General features: G+C 62.9%; 14 protein-coding genes. 12 read left to right on the top strand and 2 right to left on the bottom strand.

All coding sequences use genetic code 11. From position 1 onward, the window contains the following. The first annotated feature begins 124 nt into the window (after positions 1-124). The 9 genes from I6F35_RS08740 (at position 125) to I6F35_RS08700 (ending at position 9,449) form a co-directional block, all read left to right on the top strand. Positions 125-763: an NADH-quinone oxidoreductase subunit J gene (locus I6F35_RS08740; RefSeq protein ID WP_225117254.1), complete on the top strand. Its 639-nt coding sequence runs from the start codon at positions 125-127 to the stop codon at positions 761-763. After that, on the top strand, positions 760-1,068 hold the full coding sequence (nuoK, locus tag I6F35_RS08735) for an NADH-quinone oxidoreductase subunit NuoK (RefSeq protein ID WP_016841823.1): 309 nt from the start codon (positions 760-762) through the stop codon (positions 1,066-1,068). Before I6F35_RS08740 ends, nuoK begins: the two co-directional genes overlap by 4 nt. 7 nt (positions 1,069-1,075) lie before the next feature. After that, complete coding sequence (gene nuoL / locus I6F35_RS08730; protein ID WP_225117253.1) at positions 1,076-3,175, top strand: NADH-quinone oxidoreductase subunit L; 2,100 nt, start codon at positions 1,076-1,078, stop codon at positions 3,173-3,175. Next, on the top strand, positions 3,175-4,689 hold the full coding sequence (locus tag I6F35_RS08725; RefSeq protein ID WP_225117252.1) for an NADH-quinone oxidoreductase subunit M: 1,515 nt from the start codon (positions 3,175-3,177) through the stop codon (positions 4,687-4,689). The genes nuoL and I6F35_RS08725 overlap by 1 nt, the downstream gene beginning before the upstream one ends. Before the next feature lie 10 nt (positions 4,690-4,699). After that, positions 4,700-6,136, top strand: coding sequence for an NADH-quinone oxidoreductase subunit NuoN (nuoN, locus tag I6F35_RS08720; RefSeq protein ID WP_225117251.1), 1,437 nt, complete (start codon positions 4,700-4,702; stop codon positions 6,134-6,136). Continuing rightward, positions 6,137-6,949: a biotin--[acetyl-CoA-carboxylase] ligase gene (locus I6F35_RS08715; RefSeq protein ID WP_225117250.1), complete on the top strand. Its 813-nt coding sequence runs from the start codon at positions 6,137-6,139 to the stop codon at positions 6,947-6,949. Further along, on the top strand, positions 6,949-8,619 hold the full coding sequence (locus tag I6F35_RS08710) for a ribonuclease J (protein WP_225117249.1): 1,671 nt from the start codon (positions 6,949-6,951) through the stop codon (positions 8,617-8,619). Before I6F35_RS08715 ends, I6F35_RS08710 begins: the two co-directional genes overlap by 1 nt. A 49-nt stretch (positions 8,620-8,668) precedes the next feature. Next, positions 8,669-9,073 carry a methylmalonyl-CoA epimerase gene (gene mce, locus I6F35_RS08705; protein ID WP_225117248.1) on the top strand — a complete coding sequence of 135 codons (405 nt, stop codon included), beginning with the start codon at positions 8,669-8,671 and terminating at the stop codon, positions 9,071-9,073. 100 nt (positions 9,074-9,173) lie between these two features. Further along, the gene (locus I6F35_RS08700) at positions 9,174-9,449 is read left to right on the top strand and encodes a DUF1467 family protein (protein WP_225117247.1); all 276 of its coding nucleotides are present in this window, start codon (positions 9,174-9,176) and stop codon (positions 9,447-9,449) included. A gap of 55 nt (positions 9,450-9,504) precedes the next feature. Here I6F35_RS08700 and I6F35_RS08695 read toward each other — a convergent pair whose 3' ends face one another. Further along, positions 9,505-10,743, bottom strand: coding sequence for an ABC transporter substrate-binding protein (locus tag I6F35_RS08695; RefSeq protein WP_225117246.1), 1,239 nt, complete (start codon positions 10,741-10,743; stop codon positions 9,505-9,507). A gap of 172 nt (positions 10,744-10,915) precedes the next feature. Here I6F35_RS08695 and I6F35_RS08690 point away from each other — a divergent pair, with 172 nt between their 5' ends. The 3 genes from I6F35_RS08690 (at position 10,916) to I6F35_RS08680 (ending at position 13,871) form a co-directional block, all read left to right on the top strand. Then, the gene (locus I6F35_RS08690) at positions 10,916-11,740 is read left to right on the top strand and encodes a phytanoyl-CoA dioxygenase family protein (RefSeq protein WP_225117245.1); all 825 of its coding nucleotides are present in this window, start codon (positions 10,916-10,918) and stop codon (positions 11,738-11,740) included. A gap of 19 nt (positions 11,741-11,759) precedes the next feature. Continuing rightward, on the top strand, positions 11,760-12,785 hold the full coding sequence (locus tag I6F35_RS08685; protein WP_225117244.1) for an alpha/beta fold hydrolase: 1,026 nt from the start codon (positions 11,760-11,762) through the stop codon (positions 12,783-12,785). Positions 12,786-12,854: 69 nt separating this feature from the next. Then, entirely contained in the window at positions 12,855-13,871 is a 1,017-nt protein-coding gene (locus I6F35_RS08680; RefSeq protein WP_225117243.1) for a GntR family transcriptional regulator, read from the top strand. On the opposite strand, the gene I6F35_RS08675 is transcribed toward I6F35_RS08680, so the two are convergent. Further along, the gene (locus I6F35_RS08675) at positions 13,872-14,906 is read right to left on the bottom strand and encodes an ABC transporter permease (protein ID WP_225117242.1); all 1,035 of its coding nucleotides are present in this window, start codon (positions 14,904-14,906) and stop codon (positions 13,872-13,874) included. Between the last annotated feature and the right edge of the window lie 11 nt (positions 14,907-14,917).

Genomic DNA, 14,917 nt, shown 5'->3' with positions numbered 1-14,917 from the left:
TCGTTCAGAACATTCCCACGTCATTCCGGGGCGCGGACGACGTCCGCGAACCCGGAATCTGGAACTTGTGGAGCGAGATTCCGGGTTCGCGCGTTGCGCGCCCCGGAATGACGGGAGGGCAGCAATGATCCTTCCCGCGTTGTTCTTCTATCTGTTCGCCGCGGTCTGCGTGGCTTCGGCGGTGATGGTGGTTGTGTCGCGCAACCCCGTTCATTCCGTGCTGTATCTGATCCTGGCCTTCGTCAACGCCTCGGGCCTGTTCGTGCTGATGGGCGCCGAGTTCCTGGCGATGATCCTGATCGTGGTCTATGTCGGCGCGGTCGCGGTGCTGTTCCTGTTCGTGATCATGATGCTCGACGTCGATTTCAGCGAGCTGCGCGAGGGCTTCATCGAATACCTGCCGGTCGGCATCGTGATCGGCGGCATCTTCTTGTTCGAGCTTCTGCTGGTTGTCGGCGCCTGGGTGATCAATCCAGCCGTCACCAAGACGATCACCGCGGCGATCCCGACCAATGTCTCCAACACCGAGGCGCTCGGGCTCGTGCTCTATACGAAATACATCCACTACTTCCAGCTCGCGGGCCTCGTGCTCCTGGTCGCGATGATCGGCGCCATCGTGCTGACGCTGCGGCACAAGGCCTACATCAAGCGGCAGGACATCACGGTGCAGAATGCACGCACGCCCGACATGGCGATGGCGCTGCGCAAGGTGCCGTCGGGGCAGGGGCTGCAGGACGCGGATGCGGCGGAGTGGGTGCAATGACGATCGGGCTCGGACACTATCTCGCGGTCGCCGCGATCCTGTTCACGCTCGGGATCCTCGGCATCTTCTTAAACCGCAAGAACATCATCGTCATCCTGATGTCGATCGAACTGATCCTGCTCTCGGTCAACATCAACCTGGTGGCGTTCTCCACCTTCCTCGGCGACATCGTCGGCCAGGTGTTCGCACTCCTGGTGCTCACCGTCGCCGCGGCGGAGGCGGCGATCGGGCTTGCCGTCCTGGTGGTCTATTTCCGCAACCGCGGTTCGATCGCGGTTGAAGACGTCAATCTGATGAAGGGCTAACGCGCCGATGTACCAGGCAATCGTCTTTCTGCCGCTGCTCGGCGCCATTCTTGCCGGCCTGATTGCGATCGTCGGCGCGCATGGACGCAATCCGAGCGGCGACACCGTCGAGCATCACGATGACGGTCATGGGCACGGCACCACGCCCATCAACGAAGATGCCGGTGTGATCCATGCCTCTCATCACGAGCCTGACGGTCACGACGCCCACGGCCATGATGACCACCACGTGACCGAGCCGCCCGCGGTGGGCTCGCGCGCGGCCGAACTGATCACGACGGGACTGTTGTTCGTCTCGGCGGCGCTGTCCTGGTTCGCGCTGGTCGATGTCGGCTTCCTGCACCATGACGCCCGCGTCACGCTTTTGCCCTGGATCACCTCCGGCGACCTGCAGGTCTCCTGGGCGCTCCGGATCGACACGCTGACCGCGGTCATGCTGGTCGTCGTCAACACCGTCTCTTCGCTCGTGCACCTCTATTCCATCGGCTACATGGACGAGGATCCGAACCGGCCGCGCTTCTTCGCCTATTTGTCGCTGTTCACCTTCGCGATGCTGATGCTGGTGACGTCGGACAACCTGGTGCAGCTCTTCTTCGGCTGGGAAGGGGTGGGCCTGGCGAGCTACCTGTTGATCGGCTTCTGGTACCAGAAACCGTCGGCCAACGCCGCTGCGATCAAGGCCTTCGTCGTCAACCGCGTCGGCGATTTCGGTTTCGCGCTCGGCATCTTTGCGATCTTTGCGCTGGTCGGCTCGACCGATTTCGACACCATCTTCGGCGGGGCAGCAGGCCTGACCGGCAAGACCATCAATTTCTTCGGCTGGCATGTCGATGCGCTGACGCTGACCTGCCTCCTGCTGTTCATGGGCGCGATGGGCAAATCCGCCCAGTTCCTGCTGCACACCTGGTTGCCGGACGCGATGGAAGGCCCGACCCCGGTCTCGGCGCTGATCCATGCCGCGACCATGGTGACCGCCGGCGTCTTCATGGTGGCGCGATTGTCGCCGCTGTTCGAGCTGGCGCCGAACGCGCAGGCCGTGGTGATGTTCATCGGCGCGACCACCGCGTTCTTCGCCGCGACCATCGGCCTGGTGCAGAACGACATCAAGCGCATCGTCGCTTATTCGACCTGTTCCCAGCTTGGCTACATGTTCGTGGCGATGGGAGCGGGGGCCTATTCAGTCGGCATGTTCCATCTGTTCACGCACGCGTTCTTCAAGGCGTTGCTGTTCCTGGGGTCGGGCTCGGTGATCTACGCGATGCATCACGAGCAGGACATTCGCAACATGGGCGGGCTGTGGCGCAAGATTCCCTATACCTACGCAGTGATGGTGGTCGGCACGCTTGCGCTGACCGGCTTCCCGCTGACCGCCGGTTACTTCTCCAAGGACGCGATCATCGAGTCGGCCTATGCCTCGCATAATCCGTTCGCATTCTACGGCTTCCTGCTGACGGTGATCGCTGCCCTCCTGACCTCGTTCTATTCCTGGCGCCTGATCTTCAAGACCTTCCACGGCACGCCGCATGACGAGGAGCACTACGAGGCCGCGCATGAGAGCCCGATCTGGATGCTGATTCCGATCGGCGTGCTCGCGGTCGGCTCCTTCCTCGCCGGCTTCCCGTTCAAGGAATTGTTCGCGGGCCACGGCATCGAGGAGTTCTTCCGGGAATCCGTGAAGATGAACCCGCACATCATCGAGGAGATGCACCACATCCCCGCCAGCGTCGCTTTCCTGCCGACGGTCATGATGGTGTTGGGCTTCCTGATCTCGTATCTCTTCTACATCAGCCGGCCCTATCTGCCGGTCGAGCTCGCCAAGCAGCAGCCGATGCTCTACCAGTTCCTGCTCAACAAGTGGTATTTCGACGAGCTGTACGATCTGATCTTCGTGCGGCCCGCGAAGTGGATCGGTTACACCTTCTGGAAGAAGGGTGACGGTCTCATCATCGACGGCTTCGGGCCGGATGGCGTGTCGGCACGCGTGCTCGACGTCGCCCGCAATGCCGTGAAGATCCAGACCGGCTATCTCTACCACTACGCCTTTGCGATGCTGATCGGCGTCGCCGGCCTGATCACCTGGTTCATGTTCGGCCTGGGAGGCCAGTGATGACGACCTGGCCCATCCTTTCCGTTGTTACCTTCCTGCCGGCGCTCGGCGCGCTGCTGGTCTATCTGCTCGCACGGGGCGGGGACGAGGCGGCGAACCGCAACGCCCGCTGGATCTCGTTCTGGACGACGCTGATCACCTTCCTGGTGTCGCTGATCCTGGTCGCGCGGTTCGACCCGGCGAACCCCGACTTCCAGTTCGTCGAGAAGACGAACTGGCTCGCCACCGGCATCAGCTATCACATGGGCGTCGACGGCATCTCGCTGCCGCTGGTGATCCTGACCACCGCGGTCATGCCGTTCTGCATTATCGCGAGCTGGAAATCGGTCACGCAGCGCGTGAGCGAATACATGATGGCGTTCCTGATCCTGGAAACGCTGATGGTCGGCACCTTCTCGGCGCTCGACCTCGTGCTGTTCTACCTGTTCTTCGAAGGCGGCCTGATCCCGATGTTCCTGATCATCGGCGTCTGGGGCGGCCCGCGCCGGGTCTATGCCTCCTTCAAGTTCTTCCTCTACACGCTGCTCGGCTCGGTGCTGATGCTTCTCGCCATCATGGCGCTGTACTGGAACGCAGGCACAACAGACATTCCGACCCTGTTGCACACTGCCGTGCCGCACAGCCTGCAGAAGTGGGCCTGGCTCGCCTTCTTCGCTTCCTTTGCGGTGAAGATGCCGATGTGGCCGGTGCACACCTGGCTGCCCGATGCGCACGTCGAGGCGCCGACGGCGGGCTCGGTGATCCTGGCGGCGATCCTCCTCAAGATGGGCGGCTACGGCTTCCTGCGCTTCTCGCTGCCGATGTTCCCGCTGGCGTCGCACGACTTCGCACCGCTGATCTTCACGCTCTCGGTCATCGCCATCATCTACACCTCGCTGGTGGCGCTGATGCAGGAGGACATCAAGAAGCTGATCGCCTACTCGTCTGTCGCCCATATGGGCTTCGTCACCATGGGCATTTTCGCCGGCACCATGCAGGGCGTTGCCGGCGGCGTGTTCCAGATGATCTCCCACGGCATCGTCTCGGGCGCGCTGTTCCTCTGTGTCGGCATCGTCTACGACCGCATGCATACCCGCGAGATCGCCGCTTATGGCGGCCTGGTGAACCGGATGCCGCTCTATGCGCTGGTGTTCATGGTCTTCACCATGGCCAATGTCGGCCTGCCCGGGACCAGTGGCTTCGTCGGCGAGTTCATGACGCTGCTCGGCACCTTCAAGGTGTCGTTGCCGACCACCGTGCTCGCCACCACGGGCGTGATCCTGTCGGCGGCTTACGCGTTGTGGCTCTATCGCAAGGTGGTGTTCGGCGCGCTGGTCAAGCCGTCCTTGATGAGCATCAAGGACCTCACGGCGCGCGAATGCCTGATCCTGTTTCCGCTGGTGGCGCTGACCATTCTGTTCGGCGTCTATCCGAAGCCGGTGCTGGACATGTCGGAGGCATCGGTGCAGCAGCTCGTCAACAATTACAACACTGCCGTGACTGCCGTGAAGGCAGCCGCTCTGGCGGTTCAATAAGGCCTTACCCATGAGCTTTTCGAGTGCAGGTTATCAGTTGCAGCCGGTGCTGCCCGAGCTCGTGCTCGCGGTCGGCTCGATGGTGCTGTTGATGATCGGGGCCTATCGTGGGCAGGGGACCACCAGGCTCGTGACCACGCTTGCGACTTTGCTCCTGATCCTCACCGGCGCGCTCGTACTGATGCTGCCATCCGGCAAGCTCGTCACCTTCGGCGGCAGCTTCATTGTCGACGACTTTGCCCGCTTCCTGAAGATCCTCGCCCTGATCGGCTCGGCGGCAACCCTGATCCTGTCGACGGAATTCCTGTCCGACCCATCGCGCCGCATCTTCGAATATTCGATCCTGGTGCTGCTCTCCACGCTCGGCATGATGGTGCTGATCTCGGCCGGCGACCTGATCATGCTCTATCTCGGACTCGAGCTGATGAGCCTTGCGCTCTACGTCGTCGCCGCCAGCCATCGCGACAACGCCAAGTCGACTGAAGCCGGCCTGAAATATTTCGTGCTGGGCGCGCTGTCCTCGGGCATGCTGCTCTATGGCGCCTCGCTGATTTACGGTTTCACGGGTACGGTGAGCTTCGCCGGTATCGCGGCGGCGGCCAACACCGGCAGCCCCGGCATCGTGTTCGGTTTGGTGTTCCTGCTCGCAGGCCTCTGCTTCAAGGTCTCGGCGGTGCCGTTCCACATGTGGACGCCTGATGTCTATGAGGGCGCGCCGACCCCGGTCACGGCGTTCTTTGCTTCCGCACCGAAGGTCGCGGCGCTGGCCGTGTTCACGCGTGCGACGCTGACCGCGTTCCCCGGCATCGTGCCGCAGTGGCAGCAGATCCTGGTGTTCGTCTCCATCGCCTCGATGGCGCTCGGCTCGTTCGCCGCGATCGGACAGAAGAACATCAAGCGCCTGATGGCCTATTCCTCGATCGGCCACATGGGCTTTGCGCTGGTCGGCCTCGCCGCCGGCACGGTGGAAGGCGCGCAGGGCGTGCTGATGTACATCGCGATCTATGTCGCGATGACGCTCGGCTCATTCGCGATCATCCTGGCGATGAAGCGCAACGGGCAGGCGGTCGAACAGATCAGCGATTTTGCCGGGCTGTCGCGCACCAATCCGCTGCTCGCCTTCTTCTTCGCGATGCTGCTGTTCTCGCTCGCCGGCATTCCGCCGCTCGCGGGATTCTTCGCCAAGTGGTACGTCTTCGTCGCGGCGATCAAGGCCAATTTGTTCACGCTCGCCGTAATCGGCGTGCTCACCAGCGTGGTGGGCGCCTACTATTATCTCGCCATCATCAAGACGATGTATTTCGACGAGCCGGTCGGCAAGCTCGATCCTGTCAGAATCGAGTTGCGGGGCGTGCTGGCGGTCGCAGGCCTCTTCAACATCTTCTTCTTCGCCTATCCGGCACCGCTGGTCAGCGTCGCCACGGCGGCGGCGAAGTCGCTCTTCTAGATGCCGTTCACGCTCGGTCCGCGCGCCACCTCCGCCGGCTACCGGCTCGCCGCCTTTGACCAGATCGGTTCGACCAATGCGGAGGCGATGGCCCGCGCCCGCGAAGGCGAGCGGGGGCCGATCTGGTTCGTGACGCCGGAGCAGACGGCAGGGCGCGGCCGGCGGCAGCGGGCCTGGATCGCGCCGCGCGGCAATCTCGCCAGCAGCATCCTCGAGGTGATGGACGTCGCGCCCGCGGTTGCGGCGACGCTCGGCTTTGCCGCCGGGCTGTCGCTCGAGGCCGCGCTGCAAAAAATCAGCGTCGAGGCGGCGCTCCGTTTGGGCGGAATAGACCCGCTGAAGTTCTCGCTGAAGTGGCCGAACGACGTGCTGGCAGGGGACAGGAAGCTTGCCGGCATCCTGCTCGAGGCGGAGAACATTGCCGATGGCGGCCTTGCCGTCGTCGTCGGTATCGGCACTAATGTCGTGGGGGCACCGGAAGGCACGCCGACGCCCGCGACCTCACTGGCCGCCCTCGGCGTCCATATCAGCGCCGAGGAGCTGTTTACCGCGCTTTCGGAGGCCTGGGTGGAATTCCGCGGCATCTGGGACAACGGCCGCGGCTTTTCGGAGATCCGGAGGCTTTGGCTTCAGCGTGCCGCCCGGCTGGGGGAGAAGGTGGCGATCCGGACAGGGGACGCTATTCTCGAAGGCACGTTCGACACCATCGATGAGACAGGTTGCATGATTATCCGGCTGCCCGACGGCAAGCACGTCCCCGTAACCGCAGGCGAGGTCTATTTCGGCACGGCGGCCTCAGTAGGATCGGCCTGATGGCGCGGCCGGATGAACTGACCTTCGCGCCGCTCGGCGGCGTCGGTGAGATCGGCATGAACCTGTCGATCTATGGGCTCGGCAACCGCCACCAGCGGTCCTGGCTCGCAGTCGATCTCGGCGTCTCCTTCGGCGACGAGGAGCATCTGCCCGGCATCGACCTGATCATGCCCGACATCTCGTTCCTGGAGAAGGAACAACAGAACCTGATGGGCCTCGTGCTGACGCACGCCCATGAGGACCATTTCGGCGCCATCATCGATCTCTGGCCGAAGCTGCGATGCAAGATCTACGCGACCCAGTTCAGCGCGGCGCTGTTCGAAGCCAAATGCGCCGCCGAGCGCAATCCGCCGAACATTCCGATCACCGTGGTGCCCTCCGGCGGGCGCGTCGATATCGGCCCGTTCAATGTCGAATTCATCCCGGTCGCGCATTCGATTCCCGAGTCGCATGCGCTCGCCATCCACACCGAGGTCGGTACGGTCTTGCACACCGGCGACTGGAAGCTCGATCCGACCCCCACCGTTGGTGCGCCCACCGATGAGAAGCGCTTGCGCGAGCTTGGCGACGCCGGCGTGCTCGCGCTGATCGGCGATTCCACCAACGCCGTGCGTGACGGGCGTTCGCCCTCGGAAGCGGAGGTGTCGAAGACCATCGCCGAGCTGGTGAAGGGCGCGAAGGGCCGCGTCGCAGTGACGACCTTCGCCTCCAACGTCGCGCGCATCAAGGCGGTCGCCGATGCGGCGCGGGTGGCGGACCGTGAGGTCGTGGTGGTCGGCCGCGCCATGGACCGCGTGGTCCAGGTCGCGCGCGAGACCGGCTATCTCGATGGCGTGCAGAATTTCCGCGGGCCCGATCTCTATGGCCATTTCCCGCCAGACAAGGTGCTGGCGATCTGCACCGGCAGCCAGGGCGAGCCGCGCGCAGCGCTGGCACGGATCGCCAAGGACGATCATCCGGAGATCACGCTCAACAAGGGCGATTGCGTGATCTTCTCCTCGCGCACCATTCCCGGCAACGAGAAAGCGGTCGGCTCGATCATCAACGATTTGGTCGAGCAGGGTATCGAGATCATCACCGACCGTGACTGTCTGGTCCACGTCTCCGGCCATCCGCGCCGCGACGAGATGCGCGAGATGCTGTCCTGGGTGCGGCCACAGATCGTCATCCCCGTGCATGGCGAGGCGCTGCATCTGCACGAGCACGCCAAGCTTGCGCGTGCCGCCGGCGTGCCAAAGGTCATCGAGTGCCGCAACGGCGATCTGGTCAAGCTCGGCCCCGGCGAGCCCGGGATCATCGCCGAGCTGCCCTCGGGGCGCCTCTACAAGGACGGCATCATTCTGGAGGACGCCAAGTCCCGCGCCGTGGTCGAGCGGCGGCGGATGGGGTTTGCCGGCTGCGCCTTTGTTGCGATGGCCATGACGGAGCAGGGGGAATTGGCGGAGGATCCGGAGGTCGATCTGGTCGGTGTGCCCGAGAAAAATACCGCGGGCGAGGTGCTCGACGAGATCGTGTTCGATGTGGTGGTATCGACGGTGGAAAGCCTGCCGCGGGCACGCCGACGCGACCCGGATGCGGTTGCGGAATCGGTGCGGCGCGCGGTGCGGGCAACCGTGAACGAGCATTGGGGCAAGAAGCCGATCTGCCTCGTTCACGTGCTGACGGTCTGATGCGGTACGGGCGCGATAAGAACAGGCGCAACTGCGAGGGAGAGACAACATGATGGGCCGGCTCAACCACGTCGCGATAGCGGTCAAGGACGCGAAGAAGGCGGCCAAGATCTATGGCACCGCGTTCGGCGCCGAGATTTCGGATGCCGTGCCGTTGCCGGAGCACGGCGTCATCACCGTGTTCGTAACCTTGCCGAACACCAAGATCGAGTTCATCGAGCCGCTCGGCGACGCTTCGCCGATCGCAAAATTCGTCGAGCGCAACGCCGATGGCGGCATCCATCATGTCTGCTATGACGTGCCCGACATCATCGCCGCGCGCGACCGGCTGGTCGGGGAGGGCGCGCGCGTGCTCGGCGACGGCCAGCCCAAGATCGGAGCCCACGGCAAGCCGGTGTTGTTCTTCCACCCGAAGGATTTTTCTGGCGCGCTGGTCGAGATCGAGCAGGCGTAGAGCATGATCCGATTAGACGGAATCGGATCATGACCTCGTCTCTCTATTTGAGCATGATCCTTTCGGAAAACCGGTTTCCACTTTTCCGGATCATGCTCTGATGGCCTATAGCATTTCAACTGCATTCGCGATTTACTTTGTCCTGTGGTGGATCGTGCTGTTTCTGACACTGCCATTCGGCGTGCGCAGCCAGCACGAGGAGGGCGGCGGCGCTGAAGGCACCGATCCGGGCGCGCCGATCATGGCGCGGATGGGTCGCAAGCTCATCTGGACCACACTGATCTCGGCGGTCATTTTTGGCGTCGCGATGTGGGCCTATAGCGCCGGCTATCTCAGCATCGAAAGATTGTCGAAGCTGATGGGAACGCCGTTCTAGAATCAGAAAGCAAGCCGGGGGTCACCTCGCCCCTCTAGCGGAGCGAGGTGAAGTGCTAGTTCATCTCGCTCGCGGCGCGGCGTCCGGATATGACGTCGCCGAAGCGCTCCCAGCTTTCGCCCTTGAAGCGGATGAGCTGCAGGTCCTGGATCGGGCCAAAATCATTGGCGCTCGTGTTCATCTTGATGCCCGGCAGCAGCCCGTCAAGCTCGACGTCCTTCATCGACGCGGCCTGCTTCATGACGTTTTCGCGGGTCAGGTTGTCGCCGCAGGCCTTCAGGACATGGACCAGCGATTGGGCCGCTGAATAGCCCGTCAGCACCAGCACGTCGGCGCGATTTCCTCTTGGATAGTATTTCGCCAGGAACGTGTCGAAACGCTGGATGCCGGGATCGTCCTTCCATTGGGCATCGGTCGCATCCTTCAGATAGGTGGCCGATACGATGCCCTGGCCGTTCTCGACGCCCGCCGGCTTCATCACGCTCGCCACCGAGATCGAGACGCTGGTCATGACATGCATGGGCTTCCAGCCGATTTCGGCAATCTTCTTGATCGCCTGCGCTGCGAACTTGGGAGTGGCGAAGTTGACGATGACGTCGACATTGGCCGACTTCATTTTCACGATGTGCGAGTCGATCGTCGGCTCCGAGGTCTCGTAGCTCTCCTCGGCCACGATCATGGAGCGGGCCTTGTCGCCCAGCCCGTCCCTGAAGCCCTTCATGAAATCGACGCCGGAATCATCGTTCTGATAGAAAACGCCGATCCTGGCGTCGGGCTTCTCCTTGAGCACGTACTTCGCGAAGATGCGGGCTTCGCTCTGATAGTTCGGCTGCCAGCCCGTGGTCCACGGAAAGTGCTTCGGGTCGTTCCACTTGGTGGCGCCACTGGAGACGAAGAGGTGCGGGACCTTCTTCGTATTCATGTATTTGTGAATGGCGCTGTTGGTCGGCGTTCCCAATGCGTGGAAGATCAGGAGCACCTCGTCGCTCTCGACCAGCTTGCGCGCCTGCTCAACTGTTTTCGGCGGGCTGTAGGCGTCGTCATATGAGATGAAATTGATCTTGCGGCCGTTGATGCCGCCCTGCTCGTTGATCATCCTGAAGTACGCGGCCTCGGTCTCGCCGATGACGCCGTAGGCGGACAGCGGCCCGCTATAGGGCATGATGTTGCCGATCTTGATCTCGGTATCGGTGGCGCCGACGTCGTACTTCGTCTGCGCCGAAGCCGTGCAGGTTGCGGCAAGAATAGTGACGGCCGCCAAAAACACCCGCCGGACGGTATGGCTGAATGGCATTGGAACTCTCCCTAGCTTGTGCGGGCCGCTTTCTTCGCGCGGCCTCATTGCTTCGTCCGGCCGGACCGCCTGGAGGGTTGACCGGTCCGAACTTGACGCAGTATCCTGCCATTAATGTACATTGAATGCAATGTACATCATAAGAAGGGCAAGAACGATAAGGGAGAAGCAAATGCCGAAGGTGTTGTCGCCCGAGCAAGTCGAGGGCTTTTGGAAGGATGGATATGTCGCTCCTATCCGCGCGATCTCGACCGAGCGAGCGGCGTCGATCCGCGAGAAGCTGGAAGCGTTCGAGCGAAGCACCGGCGGTCCGCTCAGCGGGTCGCTGCGCGGACGGAGCCATCTCCTGTTCACCTGGCTGAACGACTTGATCCGCGAAGAGCGCATCGTTGATGCGATCGAGGATCTCTACGGCGAGAACATCCTGTGCTGGGCCAGCAGCTTCTTCATCAAGGAAGCGGAAGACCCGTCCTTCGTGTCATGGCATCAGGACTCCACCTATTGGGGCCTGTCGAGCCCGGATGTCGTCACCGCGTGGGTCGCGCTGTCGGAGAGCAATAAGGCGAACGGCGCGCTGGAAGTCGTGCCCGGCACGCATCTGCAGGATCAGATCCCGCATCGCGATACGTTCTCCAAGAACAACATGCTGACGCGCGGACAGGAAGTCGCTGTCGATGTCGATCCGAAATCGGCGGTCATGCTCGAACTCGAGCCCGGCGAAATGTCGTTGCACCATGTGCGCCTGATCCATGGCTCGGCGCCCAATCCTTCGAAGCGCCGCCGCATCGGCTTTGCGATCCGCTACATGCCGACATCGGTGCGCCAGCTCGAAGGGGAGGACAGCGCCTCGCTGGTGCGTGGCGTCGACACCTACAGGACCTTCGAGCATGAGCCGATTCCGACCCGCGACCTGGATCCGGTCGCGGTCGAGTTTCACAGGAAGCAGCACGAACGTTCGGTGAAGATCCTCTATAAGGGAGTGAAGGTCCCGGCATAAGTCCGGCACTGAAAGAACCATGCACCCACCCATGCAGCCCGGCTGGATCGATGCACCGCACGGCCGGCTCAACCTGCCGCGTCTTGTGCTGGAGAGCGGGGAAGCGATCGAGGACTTCGAGCTTTCCTATGCCGTGCATGGCGACATCGATGATCGCTCGCTTCCGGTGGTGGTTGCGCTCTGCGCCATCGGAAGCAGCCATCACCGGCTGGATTTCCTGATCGGGCCGGGCCGGGCGCTCGATCCCGGCCGTATCAAGGTCTTTGCGATCGATGCGATCGGCAACGGCCTGAGCAGTTCGCCGTCACTGTCGCGCCGGCAGCCGCGGCTGGACTTTCCCCGGTTCACCATCCGCGACATGGTGAACAGCCAGAGGCTGTTGATGCAGCATCTCGGCATCGAGACCGTCGATCTCGTGATCGGCGCCTCGATGGGCGGCATGCAGGCGCTGCAATGGGCCGTCTCCTATCCCGACATCGTGCGGCGTGTCGTAGCGATGACGCCAATGGCGAAGACGACCGCCTGGTCGGGTGCCGTCAATCATGCCGCGCGGCTTGCCCTGCAAAGCCATGCGGCGGACCCGAATGCATATCCGGACCAGCTCGCGAGCCGCTGGGAGAGCTGGAGCGCGATCATGCAGCTTCTGTGCGCGCGGACGCCGCACCATATCGACCGGCAGTTCAAAGGTCCGGACGAGATCAGACGCTGGCTCTCGGATCGGACACGGTTATGGCTGGAGCAGGGGTTCGATCCGCTGGATTGGATCTATCAGTCGTGGGCCTATGACAATCATGATGTCGGCGGGACGCCCGGCTTTCAGGGAGATACGGTCGCCGCGCTGCGATCGATCCGGGCGCGGACGCTGATCGCGATTCCGCCGCTGGATCTCTATAATCCGGTGGAAGCCGGACGCTGGGCAGCACAGCATATTGCCGATTGCAGACTGGTGGAGGTGATGTCGGATGCCGGCCACCAGGTTGCCAGCGCAACGGATTCAGCCGCCGCCTCCGAGCTGAACCGGCAGATAGGCGCGTTCCTGCGATGAAGGTATATATTCGCGAGGGACTGTTCGCCGGCTGAGGTCCGGCGAGTTATGCAACCAGACGTTGGGAACATGAAAGCGTCACCGCAAGCCGCCGCTGCTGCCGAAGCATTCGAGAAGACGTCGATGCAGCGGGACGCATTTCTGTTGCTCAAGGACATGATCGAGCAGGGGCGGATCAGGCCAGGCGAGAAACTGCTCGAAGTGCAGGTCGCCAAGGCCTTCGGCATCAGCCGTTCACCGGCCCGGCACGCGCTGCGGGCGCTGTGCGAGGCGAAGATCGTCCGTCCGTTGGAGGGGCGGGGTTATCAGGTCGCCGGCCGGCCGAAGGCCGAGCATGTCGGACAGATCGCCTCGCTCGGCGAATTGAGGATCGCTCCGCTGCCGCAATGGGAACGGGTCTACAAGAAGGTCGAGCAGGAACTGTGCATCCGCGTGCTGTTCGGATCGGTGAGGATCACCGAGGCTGCATTGGCCGAATTCTTCAACGTCAGCCGCACCGTCGCCCGCGATGTGCTGGCCCGCATGCACAGCGTGGGGATGGTCGGCAAGGACGGGCTCGGCCACTGGATCGCGCCTCACGTCTCAGCGGACAAGATTCGTGAACTGTTCGAGATCCGCGCGATCCTCGAGCCGGAAGCGCTCGTGCGCGCCGCGCCGCTGGCGCCTGCCGCGGAACTCGAACGCATGCATGCAGACCTGCGGCGCGCGATATCGAATGGTCCGGTCGAAATCGGGCCGGTTGGCCAACTTGAAACCGACCTGCATATCCGCCTGCTGGACCATTGCCCCAATCGCGAGATCGTCAAGGCGCTGCAGCGGACGCATATTCTGTTCGTGCCAACCCTCTATCTGCTGGATTCCACCTTGAGCGTTCCGCAGGGGACCATGCACGATGCCTTGGAGGAGCATCTTGCGATCATCGAGCAGCTCCGCCGCGACAATGTTCGCAAGGCCGCCAAACTGTTGCGCGAGCATCTGGGCTCGGCGGCAACGCGCTGGCTCGAACGTTTCGAGATTTTCTCGAGGGCGGAGCGCTTGCCGCTGCCGCCCTATCTGTCGCCTTTCAAGGAAACGGGTTCGAGCTGACTATTCCGCCGCCCGCGCTCGCAGCCGCTGCGCATAGACATTGATCACCAATGCGGCGAGCAGGATCAGGCCGCGGATCAGGATCTTCAGGAAACTGTCGATATTGACGTGGTCGAGGCCGTTGTTGAGGACGCCGAGCACGAACAGTCCCACAATGGTGTTGCCGATGCCGCCGCGGCCGCCGAACAGGCTGGTGCCGCCGACCACGACGGCGGCGATCGAATCGAGCAGGTAGGTGTCGAATTCATTCTGCTGCGCGCTGCCGAAATGCGCCACGCCGAGCATGCCGGCGATGCCGGAGCAGACCGCGGAGATCACCATGACGCTGCCGAGGATCAGCTTGACGTTGAGCCCGGAGTATTCGGCCGCCTCGCGATTGCCGCCGACCATGTAGACGTAGCGGCCGAAGCGCGTGTAGGTGAGCACCAGATGGCCGCCGAGCAGCATCACCGCCGCGACGATTACGATCCATGGAATGCCGCCGATCGAGCCCGAGCCGAGTGTCACGACCAGGTCAGGCACCTTGTAGGCGATCTGGCCGCGCACCAGCAGCGCCGAGATGCCGGCCGCGATCTGCATCATCGCGAGTGTCATGATGAAGGAGGGGATGCCGATTACGGTCAGCCCCAGCGCATTGACGAGGCCGAGCAGTGCACAGAGTGCCAATGACAGCAGGATCGCCGCCCAGCCCGGCAGCGGGACATTGGCGATGTTCACATAGGATTCCTGCAGCGTGAAGTAGGCAACCGCAATGCCGGTGACGTTGGCGATCGCCGCGATCGAGAGATCGATCTCGGCGCAGAGGATCACAAAGGTCAGACCGACGGCGATGATGCCGGTGACGGAGACTTGCGTCAGGATATTGCCGAGATTGTCGAGGGTCGCGAAGGAGGGACTTGCGATCGCAAAGAACGCGCTCAGGATGATCAGCGTCAGGAACGGCGCGACGTTGCGCATCTGCGAGCGCAGGATTGCGGCGGCGCTGCGCTGCCCGCCCCGATGCACTGATGCAGTCACCCCTTCGCTGCTTGTCATGCCGTTCTCCG

It is taken from the genome of Bradyrhizobium sp. BRP22 (assembly GCF_020194175.1).
Lineage (GTDB): Bacteria > Pseudomonadota > Alphaproteobacteria > Rhizobiales > Xanthobacteraceae > Bradyrhizobium.
The sequence above is the reverse complement of the archived record's forward strand: the minus strand, read 5'-3'. Positions and strand labels throughout refer to the sequence as shown.

Excerpts from the sequence above, each read along its gene's own strand:
- I6F35_RS08695 (WP_225117246.1), bottom strand. The coding sequence starts at position 10,743 with ATGCCATTCAGCCATACCGTCCGGCGGGTGTTTTTGGCGGCCGTCACT.
- I6F35_RS08725 (WP_225117252.1), top strand. The coding sequence starts at position 3,175 with ATGACGACCTGGCCCATCCTTTCCGTTGTTACCTTCCTGCCGGCGCTC.
- I6F35_RS08700 (WP_225117247.1), top strand. The coding sequence starts at position 9,174 with ATGGCCTATAGCATTTCAACTGCATTCGCGATTTACTTTGTCCTGTGG.
- I6F35_RS08710 (WP_225117249.1), top strand. The coding sequence starts at position 6,949 with ATGGCGCGGCCGGATGAACTGACCTTCGCGCCGCTCGGCGGCGTCGGT.
- I6F35_RS08680 (WP_225117243.1), top strand. The coding sequence starts at position 12,855 with ATGAAAGCGTCACCGCAAGCCGCCGCTGCTGCCGAAGCATTCGAGAAG.
- nuoL (WP_225117253.1), top strand. The coding sequence starts at position 1,076 with ATGTACCAGGCAATCGTCTTTCTGCCGCTGCTCGGCGCCATTCTTGCC.
- I6F35_RS08715 (WP_225117250.1), top strand. The coding sequence starts at position 6,137 with ATGCCGTTCACGCTCGGTCCGCGCGCCACCTCCGCCGGCTACCGGCTC.
- nuoK (WP_016841823.1), top strand. The coding sequence starts at position 760 with ATGACGATCGGGCTCGGACACTATCTCGCGGTCGCCGCGATCCTGTTC.
- nuoN (WP_225117251.1), top strand. The coding sequence starts at position 4,700 with ATGAGCTTTTCGAGTGCAGGTTATCAGTTGCAGCCGGTGCTGCCCGAG.
- I6F35_RS08690 (WP_225117245.1), top strand. The coding sequence starts at position 10,916 with ATGCCGAAGGTGTTGTCGCCCGAGCAAGTCGAGGGCTTTTGGAAGGAT.
- I6F35_RS08675 (WP_225117242.1), bottom strand. The coding sequence starts at position 14,906 with ATGACAAGCAGCGAAGGGGTGACTGCATCAGTGCATCGGGGCGGGCAG.
- mce (WP_225117248.1), top strand. The coding sequence starts at position 8,669 with ATGATGGGCCGGCTCAACCACGTCGCGATAGCGGTCAAGGACGCGAAG.
- I6F35_RS08685 (WP_225117244.1), top strand. The coding sequence starts at position 11,760 with ATGCACCCACCCATGCAGCCCGGCTGGATCGATGCACCGCACGGCCGG.
- I6F35_RS08740 (WP_225117254.1), top strand. The coding sequence starts at position 125 with ATGATCCTTCCCGCGTTGTTCTTCTATCTGTTCGCCGCGGTCTGCGTG.